This window comes from Aurantimonas sp. (genome assembly GCF_964217435.1).
Lineage (GTDB): Bacteria > Pseudomonadota > Alphaproteobacteria > Rhizobiales > Rhizobiaceae > Aurantimonas > Aurantimonas coralicida.
The window spans coordinates 13,789-39,099 of the sequence record NZ_CAXPJM010000040.1 but is presented as its reverse complement, the minus strand read 5'-3'; the positions used below and the strand labels follow the sequence as shown (position 1 = coordinate 39,099).

The 25,311-nt window shown below is 66.4% G+C and carries 24 protein-coding genes; 13 read left to right on the top strand and 11 right to left on the bottom strand.

The genetic code is table 11. The features are described 5' to 3' along the window. The first annotated feature begins 112 nt into the window (after positions 1–112). Complete coding sequence (locus ACEQX1_RS15840; protein WP_370194049.1) at positions 113–2,050, top strand: putative bifunctional diguanylate cyclase/phosphodiesterase; 1,938 nt, start codon at positions 113–115, stop codon at positions 2,048–2,050. 251 nt (positions 2,051–2,301) lie between these two features. Next, the gene (locus ACEQX1_RS15835) at positions 2,302–3,024 is read left to right on the top strand and encodes a hypothetical protein (protein ID WP_370194050.1); all 723 of its coding nucleotides are present in this window, start codon (positions 2,302–2,304) and stop codon (positions 3,022–3,024) included. Positions 3,025–3,076: 52 nt separating this feature from the next. Here ACEQX1_RS15835 and pqqE read toward each other — a convergent pair whose 3' ends face one another. Genes pqqE through pqqA form a run of 5 tightly spaced genes read right to left on the bottom strand, consistent with a single transcriptional unit; the run spans position 3,077 to position 6,295 of the window. After that, the gene (gene pqqE, locus ACEQX1_RS15830) at positions 3,077–4,219 is read right to left on the bottom strand and encodes a pyrroloquinoline quinone biosynthesis protein PqqE (RefSeq protein ID WP_370194051.1); all 1,143 of its coding nucleotides are present in this window, start codon (positions 4,217–4,219) and stop codon (positions 3,077–3,079) included. After that, entirely contained in the window at positions 4,216–4,494 is a 279-nt protein-coding gene (gene pqqD, locus ACEQX1_RS15825; protein WP_024349005.1) for a pyrroloquinoline quinone biosynthesis peptide chaperone PqqD, read from the bottom strand. Before pqqD ends, pqqE begins: the two co-directional genes overlap by 4 nt. Next, a complete protein-coding gene (pqqC, locus tag ACEQX1_RS15820) occupies positions 4,491–5,264 on the bottom strand; it encodes a pyrroloquinoline-quinone synthase PqqC (protein ID WP_370194052.1) in 774 nt (257 codons plus the stop codon). The genes pqqD and pqqC overlap by 4 nt, the downstream gene beginning before the upstream one ends. Beyond that, positions 5,261–6,175, bottom strand: coding sequence for a pyrroloquinoline quinone biosynthesis protein PqqB (gene pqqB / locus ACEQX1_RS15815; RefSeq protein ID WP_370194059.1), 915 nt, complete (start codon positions 6,173–6,175; stop codon positions 5,261–5,263). Before pqqB ends, pqqC begins: the two co-directional genes overlap by 4 nt. Before the next feature lie 42 nt (positions 6,176–6,217). Continuing rightward, on the bottom strand, positions 6,218–6,295 hold the full coding sequence (pqqA, locus tag ACEQX1_RS15810; RefSeq protein ID WP_007067894.1) for a pyrroloquinoline quinone precursor peptide PqqA: 78 nt from the start codon (positions 6,293–6,295) through the stop codon (positions 6,218–6,220). A 193-nt stretch (positions 6,296–6,488) separates the two neighbouring features. On the opposite strand from pqqA, the gene meaB reads away from it, so the two are divergent. Both meaB and ACEQX1_RS15800 read left to right on the top strand, forming a co-directional pair. After that, a complete protein-coding gene (meaB, locus tag ACEQX1_RS15805) occupies positions 6,489–7,493 on the top strand; it encodes a methylmalonyl Co-A mutase-associated GTPase MeaB (RefSeq protein ID WP_370197040.1) in 1,005 nt (334 codons plus the stop codon). A gap of 108 nt (positions 7,494–7,601) precedes the next feature. Further along, complete coding sequence (locus ACEQX1_RS15800; RefSeq protein ID WP_370194054.1) at positions 7,602–8,423, top strand: NYN domain-containing protein; 822 nt, start codon at positions 7,602–7,604, stop codon at positions 8,421–8,423. A gap of 15 nt (positions 8,424–8,438) precedes the next feature. Here ACEQX1_RS15800 and ACEQX1_RS15795 read toward each other — a convergent pair whose 3' ends face one another. After that, positions 8,439–9,440: an asparaginase gene (locus ACEQX1_RS15795; RefSeq protein WP_370194055.1), complete on the bottom strand. Its 1,002-nt coding sequence runs from the start codon at positions 9,438–9,440 to the stop codon at positions 8,439–8,441. Between the two features lie 84 nt (positions 9,441–9,524). Here ACEQX1_RS15795 and ACEQX1_RS15790 point away from each other — a divergent pair, with 84 nt between their 5' ends. After that, complete coding sequence (locus ACEQX1_RS15790) at positions 9,525–10,271, top strand: DUF3750 domain-containing protein (RefSeq protein WP_370194056.1); 747 nt, start codon at positions 9,525–9,527, stop codon at positions 10,269–10,271. A gap of 142 nt (positions 10,272–10,413) precedes the next feature. After that, positions 10,414–11,838, top strand: coding sequence for a methyl-accepting chemotaxis protein (locus ACEQX1_RS15785; RefSeq protein WP_370197039.1), 1,425 nt, complete (start codon positions 10,414–10,416; stop codon positions 11,836–11,838). A gap of 109 nt (positions 11,839–11,947) precedes the next feature. Here ACEQX1_RS15785 and ACEQX1_RS15780 read toward each other — a convergent pair whose 3' ends face one another. Continuing rightward, on the bottom strand, positions 11,948–13,018 hold the full coding sequence (locus tag ACEQX1_RS15780) for a 3-carboxy-cis,cis-muconate cycloisomerase (protein WP_370197038.1): 1,071 nt from the start codon (positions 13,016–13,018) through the stop codon (positions 11,948–11,950). After that, positions 13,015–13,821: a 3-oxoadipate enol-lactonase gene (pcaD, locus tag ACEQX1_RS15775; RefSeq protein ID WP_370193371.1), complete on the bottom strand. Its 807-nt coding sequence runs from the start codon at positions 13,819–13,821 to the stop codon at positions 13,015–13,017. The genes ACEQX1_RS15780 and pcaD overlap by 4 nt, the downstream gene beginning before the upstream one ends. A 168-nt stretch (positions 13,822–13,989) precedes the next feature. Between pcaD and ACEQX1_RS15770 the strand changes: the two genes are divergently transcribed. Then, a complete protein-coding gene (locus ACEQX1_RS15770) occupies positions 13,990–14,940 on the top strand; it encodes a carbohydrate kinase (RefSeq protein WP_370193372.1) in 951 nt (316 codons plus the stop codon). A 113-nt stretch (positions 14,941–15,053) separates the two neighbouring features. Here ACEQX1_RS15770 and ACEQX1_RS15765 read toward each other — a convergent pair whose 3' ends face one another. Beyond that, positions 15,054–15,845, bottom strand: a complete 792-nt coding sequence (locus ACEQX1_RS15765) for an outer membrane protein (RefSeq protein WP_370193373.1) — start codon at positions 15,843–15,845, stop codon at positions 15,054–15,056. A gap of 788 nt (positions 15,846–16,633) precedes the next feature. Between ACEQX1_RS15765 and ACEQX1_RS15760 the strand changes: the two genes are divergently transcribed. After that, positions 16,634–17,077 (top strand): cytochrome c family protein, encoded by a 444-nt coding sequence (locus ACEQX1_RS15760; RefSeq protein WP_024349017.1) that lies wholly within the window; start codon positions 16,634–16,636, stop codon positions 17,075–17,077. 92 nt (positions 17,078–17,169) lie between these two features. On the opposite strand, the gene ACEQX1_RS15755 is transcribed toward ACEQX1_RS15760, so the two are convergent. Then, on the bottom strand, positions 17,170–17,586 hold the full coding sequence (locus ACEQX1_RS15755; protein WP_370193375.1) for a thioredoxin family protein: 417 nt from the start codon (positions 17,584–17,586) through the stop codon (positions 17,170–17,172). Between the two features lie 89 nt (positions 17,587–17,675). After that, positions 17,676–18,587, bottom strand: a complete 912-nt coding sequence (locus tag ACEQX1_RS15750; RefSeq protein ID WP_024349019.1) for a class I fructose-bisphosphate aldolase — start codon at positions 18,585–18,587, stop codon at positions 17,676–17,678. A gap of 241 nt (positions 18,588–18,828) precedes the next feature. Between ACEQX1_RS15750 and ACEQX1_RS15745 the strand changes: the two genes are divergently transcribed. From ACEQX1_RS15745 to ACEQX1_RS15725, 5 genes are all read left to right on the top strand, one after another. Beyond that, entirely contained in the window at positions 18,829–19,248 is a 420-nt protein-coding gene (locus tag ACEQX1_RS15745) for a hypothetical protein (protein ID WP_370193376.1), read from the top strand. Between the two features lie 154 nt (positions 19,249–19,402). Then, positions 19,403–20,956 (top strand): ABC transporter substrate-binding protein, encoded by a 1,554-nt coding sequence (locus ACEQX1_RS15740; protein WP_370197037.1) that lies wholly within the window; start codon positions 19,403–19,405, stop codon positions 20,954–20,956. Positions 20,957–21,212: 256 nt separating this feature from the next. Beyond that, positions 21,213–22,511, top strand: coding sequence for an imelysin family protein (locus ACEQX1_RS15735; protein WP_370197036.1), 1,299 nt, complete (start codon positions 21,213–21,215; stop codon positions 22,509–22,511). A 146-nt stretch (positions 22,512–22,657) separates the two neighbouring features. Beyond that, a complete protein-coding gene (locus tag ACEQX1_RS15730) occupies positions 22,658–24,187 on the top strand; it encodes a di-heme oxidoredictase family protein (RefSeq protein ID WP_370193379.1) in 1,530 nt (509 codons plus the stop codon). Continuing rightward, the gene (locus ACEQX1_RS15725) at positions 24,184–25,305 is read left to right on the top strand and encodes an imelysin family protein (protein WP_370197035.1); all 1,122 of its coding nucleotides are present in this window, start codon (positions 24,184–24,186) and stop codon (positions 25,303–25,305) included. The genes ACEQX1_RS15730 and ACEQX1_RS15725 overlap by 4 nt, the downstream gene beginning before the upstream one ends. The last annotated feature ends 6 nt before the right edge of the window (positions 25,306–25,311 follow it).

Here is a 25,311-nt window from a genome sequence, read left to right as displayed (position 1 = left end):
TCGCCGATCTCGGCCCCGCGTGTATCGGCCGATACATGATCGCGCAGAAGTAGCTAAATGATCTCTTAACGAAATTCGATCAAGTTTCGCTGATGAAAGCGAGGCCGACGGTATGCTGCTGACCCGAGAATTGCAGCTGGGCGGATGGGAAGCGAGCGAGCGCGTCGAGATCGTCCGCTCGCTGCACGGCGATATGCTGTCCTTCGCCTATGCCTCGGTGGCTGTCGCTGTCGGCGCCTCCATGACCGCGATCCAGACCGGGCAGAACGCCCTTTGGAGCGTCGTCGCCTTCACCTCCCTGATTGCCGCGATCCGGCTGGTGACCATGCTGATGGTCCGGCAGCGCTCCCACAATGCCGACTTCGACGTCGTTTTCTGGGAACGGCTTTATCTGGTCCTCGGCACCGTCCATGTCGCCAGCGTCGGTGCCTGGACCACCATCGTCTTCCTCGTCGGCGGCGGCGCCTTCGCGCAGGTCGTCTCCTTCGCGACGGCCATCGGCTATCTGATCGGCATCCAGGCGCGCAACTTTCCAAGCCCGTTGATCGCCCGCGTCCAGACCGCAGCCGCAGCCGTGCCGATGGTCGCCGGCCTGCTCATCCAAGGCACCGCCTGGTATGTCGGCTACGCCTTCATCCTGCTGGTGTTCTTCGCCGGCATTCTCAGGACCAACGGACGGATCTGCGAGACCTTCCTCGGGGCGCTGCGCGCGGCCCGCATGAACGAGGAACTGGCGCATTTCGACACGCTGACCCATCTGCCCAACCGGGCCTATACCAATCGCCGCCTCGATGAGCTGACACGCGACACCTACGAGCCCTTCGCGGTCCATTTCGTCGACCTCGACCGGTTCAAGCGGATCAACGACACGCTCGGCCACAAGGCCGGCGACGCTGTCCTGATCGAGACGGCACGGCGGTTCCGCGAGGTTGTCGGGACCAGCGGCTTCATCTCGCGTTTTGCCGGCGACGAGTTCCTGATCCTGCAATATGGCGCAGATGCCGAAGCGGCCGCCGGCCTTGCCGACCGGCTGGTCGAGGCGATGCGCGAACCCTTCATGATCCAGGGGGCGCCGGCCGCGACCGGCTGCAGTATCGGTACCGCCCTCTTCCCGCTGCATGGCGAGGACGCCGAGCTTCTCACCCGTCAGGCCGACACCGCCCTTTACCAGGCCAAGAGTGCCGGCCGCAGTACCGCGCGCATGTTCGCGGCCGACATGCTGGATCGCGAGACCAATCGCCTGCGGATCGAGACCGGTCTGCGTCTGGCGCTCGAGGACAACCAGCTCCGCCTGTTTTTCCAGCCACTCGTCGAGCCGAACACCCTGCGGATTTCCACCTGCGAGGCGCTGATCCGCTGGATGGCGCCGGACGGGCGCATGATCTCGCCGGGCGAGTTCCTGCCGGTGGCCGAAGAAACCGGCCTGATGGGGATGCTGACGGACTGGACGCTCTACGAGGCGATGCGGATCGCCAGCGACTGGCCGTCTTCCGTCGCCGTGGCGGTGAACTTGTCGCCGAGCCAGTTGCTGCGCGCCGACATGGTCGAGGTCATCTCCACCGCGTTGCGTGAAACGAATTTCGATCCGCGACGGCTGGAGATCGAGATCACCGAGAACCTGCTCCTCGGCGAGCACCAGCCCGTCCTCGCCAAGCTGGAAGCCCTGCGCGACATGGGTATCTCCATTGCGCTCGACGATTTCGGCACCGGCTTCTCGAACTTCAGCTACATCGCCCGTCTGCCGATCGGGAAGGTGAAGATCGACCGGTCCTTCCTCACCGGCATCATCGCCGATAAGCGACGCCAGTCGCTCCTGCGCGGCTTTGTGCACCTCGTCGCCTCGCTGGACCTTCGCATCGTCGTGGAGGGCGTCGAAACGATCGAGCTCTTGGAGTTCGTCTCTTCGGACCCGCAGGTCACACAGATCCAGGGCTTTGTCTTCGGCCGCCCCTTGCCTGAAACGGCCATCGGCACCCTGCTCAGGGCCAGCAGTTCGTCCGACCGCGAGAAGGCCGAGAGCCGCCCGCGGATCGCCATTGCCGGACAGTAAGCGGCGCTCGATTTCGCGCTCGCACCACAAGTCGCGCTACGATTCCGTGAACAGAATCAACGCTGCAGCCGATTGATTAACAGAAATTAACTACTTTTCCAATATCAGCTTTGCATATATTTAAAAATGCGTAATCCTGTCTGCACAATTTGAACGATATCGTCGTCAAATGCAGCGGGGACTGACGAAGCATGGAACGAGGCACGAGCAAGTCTGGCAAACTCTCCGGTCGCTCTCAGATATCCAGCGTGATGAGAAGCGTCCGTTATTTCCAGGCCACCAGCGATACGGATCGGGAGAAGATCTATCGCCTGCGCTACGATGCGTATCTTGCCGAAGGCGCGATCGGCGAAGCACCGTCGCGCATGTTCTCAGATCGTCACGACGAGGATGTGAACGCGTTCGTTCTGGGCATCGAGATCGATGACGCACTCGTCGCCTCGATCCGCCTGCATGTTACCACCCCGGAATGCCGCGTCGGCCCGGCCATGGATGTCTTCGGCGCTGAATTGACGCCGTTGCTCGACAAGGGCGAGAGCTTCGTCGACCCGACCCGTTTCGTCGTCGACCACAGCGTCCGGAAGATGACGACGCTCCTCCCCTTCGCGGGCCTCAGGCTCGGCTCCATGCTCGCCGACCATTTCGACGCCACCTACATGCTGGCGACGGTCCGGCCCGAACACGTGCCCTTCTACGACCGGATCTGCCTTCTGCACCCGCGCACCCCGGCCCGGCATTATCCCGGACTGAAGAAGCCGATCGCGCTCTGCTACAACGACATGCAGACGCTGCGCCGCGAACTCCACCCGAAGTTTCCGGTGTTCCAGTCGACGGCCGGCGAACGGGCGGAATTGTATGGTCCTTCGACGAGCCTCGTCGACCGCGCGCGCTGGGCAGGCTCGGCCAACGACAATGCCGCGCGGCGCTTCTCCTGGAAGCAGGCGACGGGCCAGACGGCGGGCATGACGGCCTGAGGAACCTCAGGCGCAACCGGCGCCCCGTCCCGGGGCCCGGTGACGGGGACGGCTATCCGGCGCGGAAACCGCGATAGACGGCGGCGCCGGGGTCGACGACCGCCGAGGATTCCGTCGTGGCGATCTCGCCGAGGCGCTGATGCATGTCCGACTTGATGCAGGCCGGATCGGTATTGGCCGCATCGCCCGTCAGCGCCAGCGCCTGGCAGCGACAGCCACCGAAATCGATATGCCGGCGCTCGCAGGAGCGGCAGGGCTCCTTCATCCACGACGTGCCGCGATAGGCCTCGAAAGCCGGCGACGACGACCAGATGTCGGCGATCGAATGGTCCTGCACGGACCAGAATTCCAGATGCTTGATCGTCTCGGCTGCATGGCAGGGCAGCGCCCGTCCGGCCGGCGTCACGCTCAGCGTCCGCGCGCCCCAGCCGCCGTTACACAGCTTGGGATATTTGGCGTAATAGTCCGGGAACACCGCGTCGATGACCAGCGTGCCTTTCAGCCGCTCGCGGGCTTCCTCGACCTCGATGATCGTCCGGTCGACGTCCTCGCGCGCCGGCATCAGCTGTGCCCGGTTCTTCAAAGCCCAGCCGTAATATTGCGTATGGGCGATCTCCAGGCGCTTGGCGCCGAAATCGACGGCCTTCTGGATCATCTGCGGCACCTGATGAATGTTCATCCGGTGGATGACCGCGTTCAGCGTCAGCGGGAAGCCGCGCTCTACGACAGAACGGGCAAACGCTTCCTTCTTCTCGAAGCCGCCGCGATAGCCGCCGACAAGCTCGGTGATCTGGGCATCCGCCCCCTGCAGCGAGAGCTGGATATGGTCGCAGCCGGCCTCCAGCAGCGCATCCAGCTTGTCGTCGCTGACGCCGACGCCGGAGGTGATGAGGTTGGTATAGAGGCCGACCTCGCTGGCGTGGCGGGTCAGCTCGACGATGTCCTTGCGCGCCGTCGGCTCGCCGCCGGACAGATGAATATGGATGACGCCGAGTTCGGCGGCCTCGCTGAACACCCGCTTCCAGGTCTCGGTGTCGAGCTCGCTGGACCGGCCGTCGAGCTGCAGCGGGTTCGAGCAATAGGTGCAGCGCAGCGGGCAACGATGGGTGAGTTCGGCCAGAAGGCCCAGTGGCGGCGCCGGCGTCGGCTGCGCGACCGGCTCGCCGGCCGGCTGGGGAAAGACGGCTTCGTTCATAACGTCACCATTTGCTTGTCGCTGAGATCGACAAGGAAGCTCGCGACGTCGGGGCGGATGGTGGCTTCGTCAGCGGCGAAGACCTCGGCCAGCGAGCGGACGATCGTGCCGAAGTCGGACTTGCCGTCGACCCGCTTCAGGATCTCGGTCGCAACGCCGTCGGCGTTGAAGATCCGCTCCGGGCCGACCAGGATGAAATTGCCGCGGACCTTGTCTTCGCGAAACTTCACGCCGTGCGGCAGCTTCGGAATCGTGGTGTCGGCAATCTCGGTCATGATCTCGGATTCTCTTTCTCTGCCGTGCCGGGTTGCCAGGCATCGGGCGGGGTCAGCCCCGGCGCGACATAGGCGAAATACAGGGCGTCGAGCTGCGCCCACAACACGTGGCACTTGAACCGCAGGGCGTTCAGCACCGCCTCCTGCTCTTCCGGCCGGCGGGCGTTCTCCAGACAATACTCCAGCGCGAAATCGGAATCACGCTTGGCCTGCACGGGACGCTTGTCGAAATAGGCCAGCGTCTCGCGCGAGATGAAGTCGTAATGCTCGAGCATGCCGCGCACGCGCGTGCCGATGACATTCGGCGAGAACAGCTCGGTCAGTGACGAGGCGATGGCCTCCAGCAGCGTCTTCTCCTGCACGAAATGCACATAGGCATCGACGGCGAAACGGGTGCCGGGCAGGATACCGGCGCCGCTCTCCACATAGGCACGATCGAGGCCGACGCCATCGGTCAGGGCAATCCATTTCTCGATGCCGCCGCGCTGCGCCGGCTGCCCCTCGGACGCCTCCTGTCCATCATGGTCGATGATCCGCTGGCGCCATTCGCGCCGCAGCTCCGTTGTCTGCAGACGTGCCAGGATGTGCGAATCCTTCACCGGGATCTGCGACTGGTAGTAGTAGCGATTGAGGGCCCAGGCCTGCACCTGCTCGCAGCTCAGCTCGCCATTCTGCAGCATTTGCTGGAACGGATGCAGGTGGTGGTAGCGCTCCGCACCGATCTGGCGCAGCGCCGCCTCGAAGGCCTCGCGATCCATCATGGCCGTCATGGCGCGATCTCCATGCCATCCTTCGCAACCTGCCAGCCGGCCGCCTCGACAGCCTGCCGCTGGTCGGATCCCTCGATCAGGATCGGATTGGTGTTGTTGATGTGGATATAGGTCCGGTGACCGATCCCCAGATCGTCGAAGGCGTTCAGGCTGCCGCCCTCGCCCGAGATCGGGATGTGGCCCATGCGTCGGCCGGTCTTCGGACCGACGCCGGCCTGCGCCATCTCGTCGTCCTCGAACACGGTCCCGTCGAAGAGCAGCGCGTCGGCGCCGCGCACGCGCTCGCGCAGCGGTTCCGTCACCGCGGCGCAGCCGGGAATGTAATAGGCGGTCTGGCCATGCGCCGTCAGCCGGACGCCGACGGTCATCTCGCCTTCCTCGCCGACATCGACCTCACCCTTTTCCAGGTAGAGCGGGACCTTGCCGGGAACCGAGAAGATCTCGACCTCCAGTCCGGACACCGGCTCGAACGCCTGCCCGACCGCAACCGGCCGGCGCTCGACACAAGCGGGGTCGAGGACGGAAAAGATCGGGTTTTGCTGGATGACGTCGAGAACGCCCGCCGTTCCGTAGAGCGGGAAAGTCTGCTTCTCGCGCAATGTCAGGAGGCCGGCGACATGATCGACGTCGCCATTGGTGACGAGCACCGCACCGATCGGCGACGCACGCCGCGTCGCATCGGCAGCCCCGGCCATCGGCGAGATGGGCGGGGATCGCATGATCTGCTCGCGCAGGTCGGGAGAGGCATTCAGAAGAAGCCAGTTCTCACCGTCCGCCGTCGCGGCGATCGAGGATTGCGAGCGCGCGCTGACGCGGGTGTCGCCGGTCCAGTAGAGGCGGCACACGTCACAGAGGCAGTTCCACTGGGGATAGCCGCCGCCGGCAGCGGAGCCCAATACAAAAAGCCGCAGGCGGGTCTGTGCCCGCCCGCGGCTATCATGTGCAGTCGACAATTAGAATTCGATCGGCATGTAGCCGTTGATTTCCATCGCGACGCAGACTTCCGTGATAACGGGCTTGTTCCAGGCCATTGTCATTCTCCCAAAGTGCCGCGACCGACAGAAGGTCGATCGCTGTACCCACCAACGGAAAGCTAGCAAAAGCGTTTCATCATCGGAAGCCACGCGGGGTCACAAAGACCGGTGGGAGCCGTTATCGGGAATGTTTCCCATACGGCGCCACTATGGTCGACAGCCACGCCGAGGCCCACTATTGCAGGCTCCCATGGCCGATTTCACCGATCCCGACACATTGGCGGCATCCTTGCTCGAAGGATCGCGCGCCGCGCTCTCGCGGGCGATCACCCTGGTCGAATCGACCCGCGCGGACCATCGCGCGACGGCAGCCGCGCTGCTCGATCGTCTCGCGCCGGAGACCGGACGGGCGATCCGCATCGGGCTCAGCGGCGTTCCGGGCGTCGGCAAGTCGACCCTTCTCGACGCCTTCGGCTCCATGCTGACGGCGAAGGGCCACCGGGTTGCGGTGCTGGCGGTGGACCCGTCCTCGGTCCGCAGCGGCGGCTCGATCCTCGGCGACAAGACCCGCATGGCGCGGCTCAGCGTCGATCGAAATGCCTATGTCCGCCCTTCCCCGTCCTCCGGCACGCTCGGCGGCGTCGCAGCCCAGACCCGCGAGACGATGCTCCTCTGCGAAGCGGCCGGCTTCGACGTGGTGATCGTCGAGACCATGGGCGTCGGCCAGGCCGAGGTCGCGGTGGCGGAGATGGTCGATCTCGTCCTTCTCCTGATGATCCCCGGTGGCGGCGACGAATTGCAGGGGATCAAGAAGGGCATCCTCGAGGTCGCCGACATCATCGCCATGAACAAGGCCGACGGCGACAATGTCGATGCGGCGAAGACGGCCGCCTCCGAGATCCGCTCGGCGCTCAACATACTGGCCCCGCGTTCGGCCGCATGGCGCGTCCCCGTCGCCACGGTTTCCGGCATGACCGGCGCCGGGCTCGACGCGCTCTGGAGCGAGATCGAACGCTTCCGGCAGGTGCATCGCGAGAACGGCGCCTGGGACGAGCGCCGGGCAGACCAGCGCGTGCGCTGGCTGTGGTCCAGCCTCGACGCCGCGATCCGCCGGCGCGTCCTGTCCGGGCCGAACTGGCCGGCCGAGATCGCTGCCGGTGAAAACGCCGTGCGCACCGGGGAACGGGCGCCCTCGGCCGTTGCCGAAGACATCCTCGACCATCTGGGTCTGCCCCGCTCCGGCGGGAACCGATGACGACCTCGCCACCCTCACAAACATCCATTTCGCGCGTGTCGCAGCCGATGCCTGTGCACCGGCGCCGCGCGCCTTAAATCGCCTCTCACGAGAGCCAAGGATTTCTGCATGTCCAACACAAGACCCGACCGCACCGCCCGCCTTGCCGTGCTGATCGACGCCGACAACGCCTCATCGCGGATCGCCGACGGCCTGTTCGAGGAAATCGCCAAGATTGGCGAAGCCAGCGTGCGCCGCATCTACGGCGACTTCTCCTCGTCGCGCTCGAAGGGCTGGGCCGACGTGCTGTCGCGCCACGCCATCATCCCGCAGCAGCAATTCGCCTACACGACCGGCAAGAACGCCTCCGACATCACCCTCGTCATCGACGCGATGGATCTTCTCCACAGCGGACGCTTCGACGGTTTCTGCCTGGTCTCGTCGGACAGCGACTTCACGCGGCTGGCGGCGCGGATCCGCGAGCAGGGTGTCGATGTCTACGGCTTCGGCGAGCAGAAGACCCCCGAGAGCTTCCGCCAGGCCTGCCGCCGCTTCATCTACACCGAGAACCTGCTGCCCCAGCGCATCGCGCCGGAGAAGGACGACGGCAAGCCGACCAGCGCGCCGCTCGCCAAGCCGCAGGAAGCCGCCGAACTGCTCAAGCGGGTCATCGACCAGATGGACACCGAGGATGGCTGGGTGAATCTCGGCAGCTTCGGCAAGCAGCTCCTCAACCTGTCCTCGGACTTCGATCCGCGTACCTACGGCTTCAAGAAGCTGTCGGACCTCGTGCGCTCGACCGACCTGTTCGAGGTCGACGACCCGGAGGGCGGCAGCGTCGACATCCGGCTGAAGCCGACGACCAAACCGGCGCCGCGCCGGCGCTCCACCCGCAGCCCTGCCAAGAACAGCGAGCGGACGCGGTCGGCGCCGAAGAGCGACTGGAGCTGAGCGCCTGACGCCGGACTAGTCGAGCGTCGCCCGGACGGCGCCGACCTCGGTCTTCTCCCAGTTGCGCAGCGTCGACTCGGACAGCGCATCGAAACGGGCCGCCAGATCGGCATCGTGGCTGCGCAGCGCTGCGGCGATGACCGCTGCCGCGAGCACTTCGCTGGCCCGTGTCGCGCCGTCGTCGATCTTCAGCGCGAAGCCGAGGCCGAGCTCAGGCAACGCTCCGCAGAACACGCCCTCGGCACCGGTCTTGGCGAAGACCTTGCCGGGTGCGATCTGCATCAAGGCCTCGCAGGCCCGGCCGGTGCCCGACATCTCCCAGGGATGGGCCATGCAGGCGTCGATGAGCTGCCGGCCGGCAGCTGCGCGTTCGGGTGCGATCCCATGTCCGCTGACCAGCTTGGCGAAGCCATGGGCAAAGCTCTTCAGCGGCGCGGCGAAGGTCGGGATCGAGCAGCCGTCGGTGCCGCAGACATCGGAATTCAGATCGAAGCCGGTCAGATCCTCGATCACCGCCTTTGCGCGCTGTTGCACCGGATGACCGAGCCCGACATAGCCGCGGGTTTCCTCGCCCTGATGCACCGCCGTGCACAGGAAGCCGGCATGCTTGCCCGAACAGTTGTTATGCAGCGCCGTCGGCCTCTCGTCGCGCCGGGCTAGATCGCGCGACACCGAGGCGTCGAACGGCCAGTGGCAGCCGCATTCCAGCGCCGTGCCGTCGAGCCCGGCTTTTGCCAGCATCTCCGCCGCCAGACGCGCATGGCCGTCCTCGCTCGAATGGGAGGCACAGGCCAGCGCCAGTTCGCGGTCGCCGAAACCGTAGGCATCGGCGGCGCCGGTCTCGATCAGCGGAATTCCCTGGAACACCTTGATCGCCGAGCGCGGGAACACCGGCCGCAGGATGTCGCCGCGATGGTCGACCATCTCGCCCGAACCATCGACGAGCGCGAAACCGCCGCGATGGAAACTCTCCACGATACCGCCGCGGGTCACTTCCACGAGAACCGGGTTTGCCATTGGGCACCTCGACCTTAAGCTGCTGTTTCGAAACGTCGCCTCAATATCAGTCCGACACGCCCCCCGCCACCTGCCCGCGAGCCGATGCGTCCCTTGAAATTGCTGCTGCTTCTCATTGCCGGAGTCTATGTGCTGCCGGCGGCCCTCTCCGCGTTGCTCTGGTGGACCGGCGAACATCCCGGCTCGTGGCGCCAGGCGGACTGGAGCTCGGCCCAGATCCTGCCGGTGCCGGCCGAAGACACGCCGGCGGCCCTCTACATCCTCGCCGCGCGCACCGGCGGCATGAAGGGCGCCGTCTCCCAGCATTCCTGGATCGTCTTGAAGGGCGATGGCGCCAGCCCCTACGAGCGTTGGGACAAGGTCGGCTGGGGCATGCCGATCCGGCAGAACCACCGGCCGGCCGATGGCCTGTGGTACTCCAATGTTCCCGAGATCGTCGTCGCCGTCACGGGAGAGCGCGCCGAACGCCTGATCCCGCAGGTCCTCGACGCCATCGCCTCCTACCCTTTCGCGGCTTCGGGCGGCTACCACATCTTCCCCGGGCCGAACTCCAACACTTTCGTCGCCCATGTGATGCGCGCCGTGCCCGGCATCGCCGCCACTCTGCCGGCCGCCGCGATCGGCCGCGACTACCCTTCAGAGGGGCGCCTCGTCGCGCTTGATCCCGACCGGGCCGAGTTCCGGCTGTCGCTGTGGGGCTATGCCGGCCTTGTCGTCGGCTGGGACTCCGGCTTCGAGGTCAATTTCCTCGGCCTCGTCGCCGGGCTGGACCCACGCCGCCTGGCGATCAAGGTGCCGGCCTTCGGCACCTACGCCCTGCGCGGGACCTAGCGGAACGCCAAGAAGACGGACGTGTTAGCGAACGCAACATGCAATGCCGCCCGGCACCGATGCTTGACGCGCGGAAACAGCAACCTTTCGTTCACCACGACTTGCTAGGCTTCCCGGAATTGTTGCGGGGGGAGACACCGGCATGCTGCAGATGATGCGCAGACAGAGAAGCTATCGCGAGCAGTTCGCCGACGCGGTGATCGAAGTCTCGCCCGACGGCTACTACGTCCTTCAGGACGGCGTGATCCGCGACTGCAATCCCGCGACCGAGGCCATGCTGCGGGGCAGGCGCGAGGGCATCGTCGGCCTCACCCCGAAGGCAATTTCCCCGGACACCCAGCCCGACGGCAGTCGCAGCGACGCCCGGCTCCGCGACATTCTCGCCGAGGCGACGAAGAACGGCGCGGCGCGCTTCGAATGGACGACCAAGCGCCTCGACGGCACGACCTTTCCCGGCTTCGTCACCATCATGGCGACCAAGATCAACGGCAAGCCCGCCTATGTCACCTTCCTCGTCGACCTCACGGTGATGGTCGAGATGCGTGAGGAGGGTGCGAAGGCGCAGGCCGCCGAAGCTAGGGCCGCCGAAGAGCAGACCCGCGCCATCGAGACGCTGGCGACGGCGCTGAACCAGATCGCCGGCGGCGACCTGCGCGCCCGCCTCGCGACGAAGCTGCCGGCCGCTTTCGGCAAGATCGGCACCGATTTCGACAGCGCCATCGGCGCTCTGGCCGATGCGCTCGCCGAGGTGGCGTCTACCGTCGGTAGCGTCGAGCAGGCGACGGGCGGCATTGCCCAATCCTCCGCCGATCTGGCGCACCGCACCGAGCAGCAGGCGGCTTCCCTGGAGCAGACGGTCGCGGCCCTCGGCGAGGTGACGGCGGCAGTCAACCGAACGGCCGAGAGTTCCAGCCAGGCGCGGACCGTTGCGACGGCCGCCCGTGACAAGGCGGAAAAGGGCGGCGAGGTCGTCTCGCGCGCCGTCGCCGCGATGAGCAGGATCGAAACCTCGTCCCACAAGATCGGCGAAATCATCGGGGTGATCGACGAAATCGCCTTCCAGACCAATCTCCTGGCGCTGAATGCAGGCGTCGAGGCGGCCCGTGCCGGCGAAGCGGGCAAGGGATTCGCCGTGGTCGCGCAGGAAGTGCGCGGCCTCGCCCAGCGCTCCGCCGATGCGGCGAAGGAGATCAAGCTGCTCATCTCGGCCTCGGGTGAGGAGGTGAAGAACGGCGTCGAACTCGTCACCGCGTCAGGTCGCAGCCTCGACGAGATCGTCCAGGAAGTTGCCGCGATGACCGACGTCATCGGCCGGATCGCGGTCTCCGCGACCGAGCAGGCGACGAGCCTCAGGGAGGTCTCCGGCGCCGCGGCCGAGATGGACCGGGCGACCCAGCAGAATGCCGCCCTGGTCGAGGAGACCACCGCCGCCGTGCAGGCACTGGCGGCCGACGCCCGCAATCTCGGCGATGTGGTCGAACGCTTCCGCCTGGACGACGATGCCGTCCATCAGGGCAGCGGATCGCAGCAACCCGCTGCGCGCTCGCGCCTCGACCGCGCCGCCTGAACGGCAGCCAGACGAGGGCGCGTCGCCCGATCGTTGAGCCAGGCAACGCGTTCGCGTTTCGAAGAAGGCCGGAAACACGAGCGGAGTTTCCGTGCCGCTCGCGATCGGCTCAGCCTGTTCGTGCCGCCTGCGCCAGTGACAACCGGCCCAGCAGATCCCGCGCCGTGCGCGTCGCCGCGCCGGCGGCCATCGCCATCTGCGGCAGGATCATCCATTCCAGCGTCCAGGCCGCACCGGACCGCTCGTTCTCATGCACCAGCGACTGGTGCAGACCCGAGACCAGCGTGGCGTTGAAGCGCGCCAGCGTGACCAGTACCTCCGCCCCGACGGGGTTCTGCTTGTGCGGCATGGCCGAGGATCCGCCACCACCCTGCAGCGTCAGTTCGCCGACCTCGTTCTGCAACGACAGCACGACGTCCTGCCCGAACTTGCCGAGCGCGCCGGTGATCAGCGACAGCCAGGTGCCGAACTCGACGATGCCGTCGCGGTCGGAATGCAGAGAGCCCGGCGCCGACCAGAGCCCCAGCGTCCCGGCGACGCGCTCCGCGACCGCGTCCCCTTTGGCGTCGAGACCGGCTCGGTCCCCGACGGCGCCACCGAACCGCAGGGCGAAGGCCCGCGGGGCGATCTTCTCACGCCGCAGCCGGCACCGCACCAGCGGGTCCGACCACGCCGACAGCTTGCGCTGGAACCGGGTCGGGCGCGCCGCCTGCATGCGGGTATGGGCCATCACCTCGGCATCGCCCGCCAAAATGCTCCACTCGGCCAGCCCGTCGACCATTGCAGCCAGCCGCCGGTCGAGGACGAGCGACACTCCCTGCATGCGCATCGCCATGGACGCGTCGATCACGTCCTGGCTGGTTGCGCCCTTGTGCAGCGCCGCCGCATGATCGTCGGCGAGATCGGATCTGAGTTGCCGCAGCAGGTCCGGCACCACCACCCCGTCGCGGGCCGTTCCCTCAGCCAGACCGGCAATGTCCGGGGTGAAACCCGCCGTCCGTGCCGCAATCGCGGCAGCTGATTCTGCGGGGATCAATCCTTCCGCGGCCTCGGCCTCGGCCAGCGCCGTCTCGAAGGCCAGCATGGCTTCGATGTCGGATGCGGCGGTGAAGTAGGAGGAGAGTTCCTCGTCCCCTAGGAGACCGGCGAGGATCGGATTGGAGAAGACGGCTGCCGTCATTGGTCGCGCGCGCCGCCGAACACCTCGGCCGCGAAGTCCGCCACCAGCCGCGTCGTCGCCTGCGGCTGCTCGATGCACGGCAGATGCCCGGCATTCTCAACGATCTCGAAGCGCGCGCCTGCGATGAGATCGGCGGTCGAGCGCACGAGATCGGGCGGGGTCGAGCCGTCGTGGTCGCCGACGACGCAGAGCACCGGTAGCGTCAGCGCTCGTGTCGCGTCTGTATAATCGGCATCGCGCAGGGCGCAGCAACTGCCCAGATAGCCGGCCAGCGGCGTGCGCAGCAGCATGTTGGAATAGCCGACGAAGTCGGGCTTGCCGGGCGCGCGGAAGTCGGGCGTGAACCAGCGCTGCAGAATCTGGTCGGAAATGGCCGCGATGCCGTCCGCCTCGATCGCGGTAATCCGCTGGTTCCACAGCTCGTCCGAGCCGATGCGATGCGCCGTATCCATCAGCACCAGCCCCTTGGCGACGCCCGGATGCTGCGAGGCGAGCCCCTGCGCGATCATACCGCCGATCGACAGCCCGACGACCAGCGGATCGACAAGCCCCAGATGATCGATCAGCGCCTTGAGGTCGGCGACGTGGTCTTCCATCGCATAGGGTGACGGCGTCGCCTCGGAAAGGCCATGGCCACGCTTGTCATAGCGAACGATCCGGTAGTCGGCCGACAGATCGGCGACCATGGCGTCCCAGATGCGGAAATCGGTCCCGAGCGAATTGGCGAAGACCAGCGTCGGCCCTGCCGCGTTCCCCTCGACCTTGTGATGGAGAACGACGCCGTTGACCCGTTCGAATGCCATTGCTGCGGTATCCTTGTTGCTTGCTCCGTTCGCCGATCATAGGCGTGGCGGCCGCGGAAGAAAGCCCGTTGCGGCGACCGTCCCGAACGCCCCTCGCCTTCCCCGTTTCGCCGAGACCTGCTAGCCGCTAAAGGCACCAGAGTGGATCCGGGGTGCGGGAGGCCTGCCATGTTCCTCAGTTGCGGCGATGCGCTGTTCGATCTTTTCGTCGAAACCGGCGACGACGTGGCGCAGATCGCGCTTGCCGGCCGTGTCGGCGGCTCGCCGCTGAACGTCGCGCTCGGTCTGGCGCGCCTCGGACATCCCGCCGGCTTCTTCACGAAGGTCTCGCGCGACATCTTCGGCACCCGCATTCGCGGCTTCATGGAACGCGAGGCGATCGACCAGCAATTCCTGATCCCGACGGATCGCAACACCACTCTCGCCATGGTCTCGCTCGCCGCCGACGGCTCGGCAGCCTACGATTTCTACATCGAGGGCACGGCCGACCGTTCGGTCGAACCGTCGGACGTCCCGGCCGAATTTCCCGACGCGCTCGCAGCGATCCATGTCGCGTCCTATTCGACCGTCACCGAACCGACGGCATCCGCACTGATGAAGCTGGTGCGCCAGGAATCCGGACGACGCTTCATCTCCTACGATCCGAACATCCGCACCGCGATCGAGCCGGACATCGACATCTGGCGCGCGAAAGTCGCCGAGCTCGTTCCTTTCGCCGGATTGGTGAAGGCAAGCGAGGAAGATCTCGAACAGCTCTATCCGGGACGCGCCGCCGAAGCCGTGCTGGCGGACTGGGTCGGCGCCGGAGCGGAGATGGCGGTGGTCACGCGCGGCGAGAACGGCGCTATCGCGCTGACGGGTGGCGGCGTCACCGCCACGGTCGCGGGGCAGCGGATCGTCGTCGCCGATACGGTCGGCGCCGGCGACACGTTTCAGGCCGCTCTCCTCGCAGCGCTCAAGGAGCGCGGGCAATTGTCACGCGCCGCCCTGAAGCAGGCCGACCAGGCCAGCGTGGAATCGCTGCTTCGCTTCGCGGTCGGGGCGGCCGCGGTCACCTGCTCCCGTCGCGGCGCCGACCTGCCGCGCCGCGCCGATCTCGGGCTGCCGCCGCTGGCCTGACCACGGTCATTCCCGCCGGTTTCGAACATCCGCAAACCAAAAAGCCCGACGGATCGCGAGGATCCGCCGGGCTTTAAAGCGAAACCGGACGCGCGAGGCGTCCGGAACCGTTCTTAGTTGAAGCGATACGAGGCCTTGGCCCAGATCGTGTGGAAGTCCAGGTCGTCGTTGTTCGACTCGCTGGTGAAGCTGACGGTGTTACCGGCAGCATTCGTGCCCGTAACCGTCTGATCGTTCGAACCGAGGTTCGTGTAGAGGTACTCGACGCCGAACGAGATGTTGTTCGTCGCCATCACGTCGACGCCACCACCGACGGCATAGCCGATGTCCGTATCGTCTTCGTCCTGGTCGAAGGTGTAGCCAGCGAAGGTGCTACCCGTCGAAGTGGACGGAGCCGTCGCGTCGTTGTCGACGCCGGCATAGGCGAGACCGCCCGTACCGTAGAGCAGGACGCTGTCCATGGCGTAACCAACGCGCGCCCGGACCGTGCCGAGGTAGTTGATGTCGCTGCTCGTCGAGAAGGTCGAGCCACCGGTCGTGTAGGAGCGGTTGGTCTCGGCATCGATGTAGTTGATGTCGGCGACCGCACCCACGACGAAGTCGTTGATCTGGTAGTCGTAACCGATGTGACCACCGCCGATGAAGCCGGCATTGTCGTCATCTTCGGAATACGTGCCGGTGCCGAATGCGCCGCCGCCGCCCGGGTTGAACGTCGCGCCATCGGACTCGTTGCCGAATGCGACGCCAGCCTGGCCACCGATGTAGAGGCCGGTCCAGGTTGCGGTGGTGGCGACAGGCTCGATGGCCATCGGTGCCGGTGCCGGCGGCTCCTCATAGATGACGTCCGCGGCCAGGGCCGGGGTCACGAAAGCCGTGGTGGCGAGAAGCAGTGCAAGGCGTTTCATAGTCGTACTCCATTATGTCGCTTGCGCGACCTTGTCTCCGGACCGACGCTGCCGTCGGCTCCGAATGCCGCACCCGTCTTGTCGGGTTCGGGAGGGTTATGGTTCGCATCCGTGCTCAGAAGATGGCAGGAATACGTTCTCCTTCGCCGTGTTGCCGATCCGCAACGAGGACCTGCAGGACCCGGCGTCGTGAATCCTTCGTAACGCCCGACCCTTTATTCTCCCTTAAAAACGATGGTTTACGTCAACCGCCCGTTCACGGACGGCCTTAATCAATGAGGCGAAGTTGTGTCGGAAGTTATTCCTAGACCGCGATGCAGCAACGTCCCGATCAGGCCCGAGCGTGGCCTACCCCCGCATCGCAGGGGGTCGGCGGGAATTGCGGATCAGGCGGCGACCGAGCGGAAAGCCGCCCCATTCCCGCCACGCTCAATCACCGATTTTCACCGATGGAGCATCGATCCAGATCAGAGTGCGGATCGTCTGTTTGACACCTGCGCATGGACATCCGCCGATCGCCGCGTATCAACTCCCGGCGGTCCAACCCGTCTTCGCGTCGCGGGAGACTGAAGCGTTGCAAAGTACCCCGCCCGGATACACTTCATCTTCGCAGGATCGACGCCGGACGAGCAGGCGCGCCAAGGCAGTGAGAGCCTCCTGCCCGCGCCGCGCCGCCATTCCATTCGCACGGCCACGCCGCCTGCGACCTGAATTCGCGGTCCGGCTGATTGCCCTCTCTGGAACCGTTCCATATCCTTCCGAAGGCACCGTCATTGGTTGGAGGACATATGAACAGGTTGATCGTCGCTGCGGGAGCCCTGCTCTCGCTGACACTGGCGAACGGGGCTCTTGCCCAGACCGCCGGAGATCCGGATGCCGGCAAGAAGGTCTTCCGCAAATGCATGGCCTGCCACGCCGTCGGTGAAGGCGCCAAGAACAAGATCGGCCCCGAGCTGAACGGCGTCATCGGCGAGAAGCCGGGCGCCGTCGAGGGCTATTCCTTCTCGCCCGCCTTCCAGGAATGGGCGGCCGACAAGGCGGCCTGGAACGAGGAACTGATGACGGCCTGGCTCACCAATCCGCGCGATGTGGTGAAGGGCACCAAGATGGTCTTCCCCGGCATCAAGAAGGAACAGGAGATGGTCGATATCATCGCCTATCTCGCCTCCTTCGACGAAGCCGGCGCAACGCGCGACCCGGCCGAGGCACTGGCTGCCGCTGCGGCCCAGTAGGCTCACTTCCCGGAGACGCAGATCGCGGCCGCCCTCGGGCGGCCGCTGTCGTTTCGGCGCCGCCGGGCGTCAACGGCCTGCGAACGGACGCCTCATTCGGGAGCCGTTTCCGCCGCCGGCTCGCCGGCTGGCAGTCGGTCAATCAGCGCGTCGATTTCCGGATAGAACCATTTGCGGCCGGGATAGCCCTCGAGCCGTCCGATTTCGCGACCCTCTCCGTCCACCAGCACGAAGGTGGGCGTGAAGACGGCGGGCACCAGCGTATCGATGCCGCCGCGGCGGTCGTCATGGATGTCGACCCGGCGCAGCGGAGCGGCCCGCCCGGCGTTGCTGGCGGGATAGCCCGGTGCGATCTCCCCGTCGAAGGCCTCGCAGAACGGACAGCCGGCCTGCTCGAACATCAGGAGCTCGGCAGCATCCGCCTGTCCCCCGGCCGCGAACAGCACCGCCGCCAGCCAGACCGCCGCAAGAGCATCGAAGACCCGGCTTGATGGGAAGAGCGCCGACATGGCGACACGCTAGCACGAACGCGCAGGTCCTGAACGGCTGAGCAGGCCCGATACCGGCGGCGCCTCTATCGGCGCCGCCGAAGATTGGTCTAGCGGTAGATGTCCATGACTTCGTTGAGAAGCGCCAGCGCCTCTTCCTTCGGACGCTGGAAGGAGTTGCGGCCAATGATCGAGCCGTTGCCGCCGCCTTCGCGGATGGCCCGCACTTCGTCGAGCAGCTCGTCGGTGTTCTTCGCCGCGCCGCCCGAGAAGACCACCAGGCGCTTGCCGGCAAAGGCCGCCTGCATGATGTGGCGCACCCGCGCTGCGGCCGTATCGCCGGGGATCTCGTACTTGTCGTAGACCGTCTTGGCCGCGTCGAGATCGAGATGGCTGGTCGGCAGCTTCACCTTGATGATCGTCGCGCCCATCAGCGCCGCCATGTGTGCGGCATAGGCAATGATGTCGAGCGCGGTTTCGCCGTCCTTCGTCACCTTGCCGCCGCGCGGATACGACCACACCACCGTCATCAGGCCGCGCGACTTGGCCTCGTAGCTGATCTCGCGCAGCTCCTCGATCATGGCGTAGGAATTGTCGGCACCCGGATAGATCGTGAAGCCGACGCCGACGCAGCCGAGACGCATGGCGTCCTCGACCTTCGCCGTCACCGCCTGGTCGGCGCCGCCGACCAGCGAATTGCCGCTGTTCAGCTTCAGGATCAGCGGCACCTCGCCCGCGAAGGTGTCGGCGCCCTGCTCGAGCAGGCCGAGCGGCGCGGCATAACCGGAAACACCGGCGTCGATGGCCAGCTGGTAGAGATAGTGCGGGTCGTAGCCGACGGGGTTCGGCGCAAAGCTGCGGGCCGGACCATGCTCGAAGCCCTGGTCGACCGGCAGGATGACGACGCGGCCGGTACCGGCCAGCTTGCCGTGCATCAAGAGGCGGGAGAGATTGCTTTTCAGGCCGGGCGTCTCGCCCTCGTACCAGGACAGGATCTCGCGGACGGTCTGCGTTCTTAGCATGTCTCTCCCCTTCGTGGCGCCGGCGGCCACCCTGGCCCACCGGTTGGTTCGTCATCCCTATTGATGACCCGGACGCGTGACGTCCAGTACCGGGCGCATGCTCGCCGGTATTAAAATCGGTTGAATAGCCGGCAGGGCCGATCGCGCCGGTTTTGAGCCAACTAAAGAAACCGGATCAGTGACTTCGGGGTTTCGTCCGCGCAACGAAACGGCCGTTCGCGCGTTAACGGTTCGGAGGTCTGTGATGCTCGGTGTTTCTGCGTTCCCGCCTGGATTTGGTAGCGACGAATACATGATGTTCGCCTGCAGCGGCAGCGCGGCGCGGACGGATGCTGTCTCCGCCGATGTGCCCGCGACTGAAGCGGCGCCATCCGCAGCGGCAGACCCGATCACGACCGCAGCCCAGGCGGACGTCGTGCGCGAGCCCACCCATTTCGCAGAGCCGGTACATTACACACCGCAGGTCTGGGCGCAGGCCGAGCCGACACGGCAGCAGGTCCGGCTGGGCAGACGGGGCTTCTATCTGGCCCGCTCGCAGCGCGACGATCTGGCGAGTGGCGCGGCCGTCGCCGACAACCGGATGACGAGCGTCATGATCCCGACGGCAGTGGTCGGAACCCTCCTCGCCATGGCCGGATATTTCTTCGACGTTCTCCTCTGAGCATTCCGCCCGGCCATGCCCGGGTACCTGCTCAAGGACAAAGACGCCCCAATCGGGCTGACGACACGCGCGGCGTCTCATTTCGGCCCGCCGGTTGATCCATAAGGCTGAATCAGCAACATCGCTTTTTCAGCCGATTGACCGGAGCAGTTTCATGAGATGGTTCGTCACCGTCCTCGCAGTCCTGTTGACTGTGTTCGCCGGACCGACCGCCGCGCAGACGTCCGACGAGACCCTCGTCGTCGGCCAGATCGCCGAGCCGAAATCGCTCGATCCGCAGACCGTGACGGCGACCAACGACTTCCGCATCCTGGTGAACATCTTCGACGGGCTGGTGCGCTTCAAGCGCGGCACGCTCGAGGTCGAACCGGCGCTCGCGACCGACTGGACCGTGTCCGACGATCAGCTGACCTACACCTTCAATCTGCGCGAAGGCGTGACCTTTCACGACGGCACGCCGTTCGATGCGGAGGCGGTGAAATTCACCTTCGACCGGATGCTCGACCCGGACCATCCGCAGCACGGCACGGGGCCCTTTCCCCTCGCCTTCTTCTTTTCCATGGTCGAGGCGGTCGAGGCCCCCGATCCGATGACCGTGACGTTCCAGCTGAAGGAGCCGTTCGCGCCATTCCTGTCCAATCTTGCCTACCCGACCGGCCTGATCGTCTCGCCCTCGGCCGTTGCAGAAAGCGGCCAGGGCTTTGCCCGCGCGCCCGTCGGAACGGGAGCGTTCCGCTTCGCCGAATGGACACCGGACGAGGCTGTCACCCTTGCCCGCAATGCGGATTACTGGGATGGCGCGCCATCGATGGAGACGGTCGTCTTCCGGCCGATCCCGGACGCCGCCGCTCGTGCTTCCGACATGCTGTCGGGGGGTATCGACATCATGGCCGAGGTGCCGCCCGCGAGCCTCGCCGCCTTCCGCGACAACCCCAATTTCATCGTCCACGAGGAAACCGGACCGCATCTCTGGTTCCTGATCCTCAACACCAGGGAAGGTCCCTTCTCGGACAAGCGCGTTCGCCAGGCTGTCAATTACGCCATCGACAAGGAGAGCCTGATCGAGGACCTCCTGCAGGGCACGGCGGAGATCGCCGCCGGCCCCATTCCGCCAGCCTTCGACTGGGCCAATGACGGTTCCGTCCAGCCCTACCCGCACGATCCGGAGAAGGCGCGCGAGCTGATCCGGCAGGCCGGCGTCGAGGGCGCTTCCCTCACCTTCTACGTCGCCGAGGGCGGGTCCGGGATGCTCGATCCCGTGGCGATGGCCGAAGCCATTCAGGCCGATCTGAAGGCGGTCGGGCTCAATGCCCGGATCGAGACCTATGAGTGGAACACCTTTCTTTCCAACGTCAATCCGGGCCTCGCGGGCAAGGCCGACATGGCCGAGATGGCGTGGATGACCAACGACCCCGACACCTTGCCCTTCCTGGCGCTGCGCAGCGATGCCATGCCGGAGACGGGCGGCTTCAATGCGGGCTACTACGCCAACGCCGAGGTCGACCGCCTGCTCGCCGAAGCCCGCCGGACGACCGATCCCGCCGCTCGCGGCGCCCTCTACAACCAGGTGCAGGCGATCATCCACGAGGATGCGCCCTGGGCCTTCATCGCCAACTGGAAGCAGAATGCCGTCGCCACGACGGCGATCGAGAATTTCGACCTGGAGCCGAGCTTCCTCATGCTCCTGCGCGGCGTCTCCAAGGGTTAACTCCCCCGGCAACCGGCATCGGCGGGCGGCGCGCTCGCCGATGCCGGGCTCCATGCGCCCTCAGCCGACAAATGATCTGTCGAGTGCAAGCAAATGCAAGCAGATCAGGTTCTTTGAACGACTCTAAACTGGACTTTAAGAGTTGACTTTACACCACCCCAAGTTCTAGCCCGAAACGACAGTCACGGGCTGACGGCTCGCCCCTGGCAATTTGGCAGAAGCCGGACAGGCGTTCGGCCAGAACTGGAGCACGACCATGATCTCTCTTCGCCCGATGGCCCGAACCGGCCTCGCCGCCCTTTCCGGCGTCTTCCTGCTGGCAGTTGCCCCGTCGGCCCTCGCCGCCGACGACGCGCCGGACAAGGCCGCGGTTCTCATGAACTATTCCGACATCGCGCTTGCCGGCTACCAGGATGCGCTTGCTGCGGCGAAGACGCTCGACGAGGCCACCGACGCCCTCATCGCCGATCCCAGCGAGGCGACCCTGAAGGCCGCCCGTGACGCATGGCGCGCTGCCCGGCCGAGCTACCAGGAGACCGAGGCCTTCCGCTTCGGCAATCCGATCGTCGACGACTGGGAAGGCCGCGTGAATGCCTGGCCGCTGGACGAGGGTCTGATCGACTACGTCGCCGGCACCTACGGCACCGAGTCCGACGCCAACAATCTCTACACCGCCAACGTCATCGCCAACCCGTCGATCACCATCGGCGGCGAGACCATCGACGCGTCGACCATCACGCCCGAGCTTCTTCAGGACAAGCTGCAGGAAGCCGGCGGCGTGGAGGCGAATGTCGCCACCGGCTATCATGCGGTCGAGTTCCTGCTCTGGGGCCAGGACCTGAACGGCACGGAAGTCGGCGCAGGCGAGCGCCCGCACACCGATTTTGCCAGCGGCGACGACTGCACGGGCGGCAATTGCGACCGGCGCGGCCAGTATCTCGACGCCGCCACCGACCTGCTGGTCACCGACCTGGAAGAGATGGTCGGCAATTGGGAAGAAGACGGCGCGGCCCGCAAGGCTCTGCTCGATTCCCCGGAGAACGGCATTTCCGCGATCCTCACCGGCATGGGGTCGCTCTCCTACGGCGAACTGGCCGGCGAGCGCATGAAGCTCGGCCTGCTGCTGCACGATCCGGAGGAGGAGCATGACTGCTTCTCCGACAACACCCACATCTCGCACCTCCACGACGCCATCGGCATTCGCAACGTCTATACCGGCCGCTACGAGCGCACCGACGGAACGATTGTCGAGGGCCCGTCCGTCTCCGACCTCGTTGCCGCCAGCGCGCCGGAGATCGATGAGGAGCTGCGCGCCAAGCTCGACGCGACGGTGTCCGCGATGGAGACGATGGCCAAGGCGGCCGAGGACGGCGAGGCCTACGATCAGCAGATCGGCGAAGGCAACGACGAGGGCAACGCCCGCGTCCAGGCCGCGATCGACGGCCTGGTCGACCAGACCCGCGCCATCGAGCGCGCCGTCGCAGCGCTCGATCTGGGCAATGTCAGCATCGAGGGCTCCGACAGTCTGGACAACGTCAACGCCGTCTTCCAGTAAGCTCCAGCGCCACCTCCGGCGGCCCCAGGGTTCGTCGGAGGTGACCTTGACCGCGCCGACGAGACCCTTCGCCACAGTGCGGTCGGCGCGATAATCGACAATACCGGGGCGCGGCGGGTTCGCCGCGTCGATATCGGGAGAGGCGAATGCGCTTCGCCGCAGGCATGGCAATCTTCGCGGCGGCGCTGACCGTGCCGCTGGCGCTTCCGATCGGCGCCGCCATCGGACTGGACCGCCCGGTCCGCGACGACCTGACGCCGAAGGATCTGGCCCGTGTCCGGGCCGTCACGGCCCCGACCAGCGACTTCACCAGACCGGAAAATTTCGAGGCGATGCCCGGGGGCGGCGCCACCTCGACCAAGCTCGTCAATCGCGATTCCTTCAGCCAGGTCTCGGCCAACCAGACCTTCGCCGGCGAAGACCGCTTCAAGCTGGGCAACGCCCTTTTCCGCAAGCTCTGGGTCTCCTCGCCCTCCTCGACCGAGGCGTCCGACGGTCTCGGGCCGCTGTTCAACGCCCGCTCCTGCCAGAGCTGCCATATCAAGGACGGTCGCGGCCGCCCGCCCCGGCCGGGCGAAGACGCCGTCTCCATGTTCCTGCGCCTGTCGGTCCCGCCCTCGACGGACGAAGAGCGCCGCAAGCTCGCCACGCACGAGCTCAGCCGCATTCCCGAGCCGACCTATGGCGGCCAGTTCCAGACCTTCGCCACGCCGGGCCTGAAGCCCGAGGGCCGCGTCGTCATCGACTATGACGCGCGCGACGTCACCCTTGCCGACGGCAGCAATGTCTCGCTGCGCCACCCGACCTATTCCGTCGCCGATCTCGCCTATGGTCCGATGGCCGGGAATGTCCTGATGTCGCCGCGGGTTGCCCCGCCGATGATCGGCCTCGGCCTCGTCGAGCAGATCGAGCCCGCCGACATCCTCGCCCGCGCCGACCCGAACGACGCCGATGGCGATGGCATCTCCGGCAAGCCGTCCATGGCGCGTGACCCGAAGACCGGCGAGCCGGTCCTCGCCCGCTTCGGCTGGAAGGCGACCATCCCAACCATAGAGACCCAGACGGCCGAAGCCTTTTCCGGCGACATCGGCATCTCGACACCGCTGGTCACCGATGCCTTCGGCGAATGCTCGATTGCCCAGACCGTCTGCCGCGACGCGCCCTCCGGCGTCCAGCCCCGCCTCGGCGAGGTGGAGGCGCCCGATCCGATCCTCGGGCTCGTGACCTTCTATTCGCAGAATCTCGCGGTGCCGGCCCGGCGCGACGTCGATGCGCCGGAGGTCCTGAAGGGCAAGAAGCTCTTTTACGATGCCGGCTGCGCCGCCTGCCACACGCCGAAATTCGTCACCTCGCGCAATGCCGACGACAAGGCGCTGCGCTTCCAACTCATCTGGCCCTATTCCGACTTCCTGCTGCACGACATGGGCGAAGGCCTCGCTGACGGCCGCCCGGTGGGCGACGCGAATGGCAACGAATGGCGCACCCCGCCTCTGTGGGGCATCGGGCTCACCGAGACCGTCAACGGCCACACGATGTTTCTGCACGACGGCCGCGCCCGTAATCTGACCGAAGCGATCCTGTGGCATGGCGGCGAAGGCCAGGCCGCGCGCGATGCCTACGCTGCGATGGACAAGGCCGACCGCGACGCGCTGCACGCATTCCTGGAGTCCCTATGATCGCCTCTCTCTCCCGTCGCGCGCTTGTCGGCCTTGCGCTCCTGCTTGCCGCTGGCACGGCCTCGCATGGCCAGGAGGACGGCCCCCGCGAGCCGTCCCGCGCGACGGAGGCCGAGAAACTGGCGGTCGTCGCAAACGCCATCGACGGCTTCATCCGGCCGGGCTATGCGCAGTTCCACGACCACGCCGCGGCCGCCGCGAGCGCCATGGATAGTCTCTGCAGCGAACCGGGCGACACCGCACTGCAGGACGCCCGCGACCGCTTCGCCGATCTCGCGGCGAGCTGGTCGCGCATCGAGTTCGTCCGCTTCGGCCCGGTCATGGACGACAACCGGCTGGAGAAGATCCTGTTCTTCCCCGACCGTCGCGGCATCGCCCTGCGCCAGATCCAGGGCATTCTCGGCGGCGAGGACGAGACAGCAACAACGCAGCAGCGCCTCGCCGACAAGTCGGTCGCCGTCCAGGGGCTGGGCGCCCTGGAATTCGTCCTGCACGGGACGGATGCCGAGACGCTCGCCACCGATCAGAGCGCCTTCCGCTGTACCTACGGCCGGGCCATCGCCCGCAACCTTGCGTCCATCGCCGGCGAGCTCGACGCCGCTTGGGCCGCGGACGCCGGCATCGCCGCCCGCCTGACCGCGCCGGACGCCGCCGACCCGGCTTGGCGCAGCGCCGAGGATTCGCTGCAGGAAATCGTCGGCGTCTTTATCCATGGCTTCGAGGCGATCCGCGACCTGCGGCTGCGCCCGGCAATGGGCGAAAGCGCCGAGGCGGCGAAGCCCAACCTGTTCCTGTTTCGCCGCTCAGAACTCGCGCTGGCGTCCCTGCGCGCCAATTTCGCCGGCATGAACGACCTCTTCGCCGCATCGAAGCTCGCTGGCCTCCTGCCCGCGCCCCAGGCCTATCTGGAGGATTCGATCCTGTTCGAATTCGCCAATGCCGACCGCACCCTGTCCGAACTCGCGCCGCCGCTGGCGGACGTCGCGAGCGAACCCGACAAGCGCCAGGGGCTGACCTATCTCCTGATCGTCACCGACAGCCTGCAGAGCCAGTTCGCCGAACAGGTCTCGCCCATTCTCGGCTTGTCGGCCGGCTTCTCCGCCCTCGACGGCGATTGAGGGGCG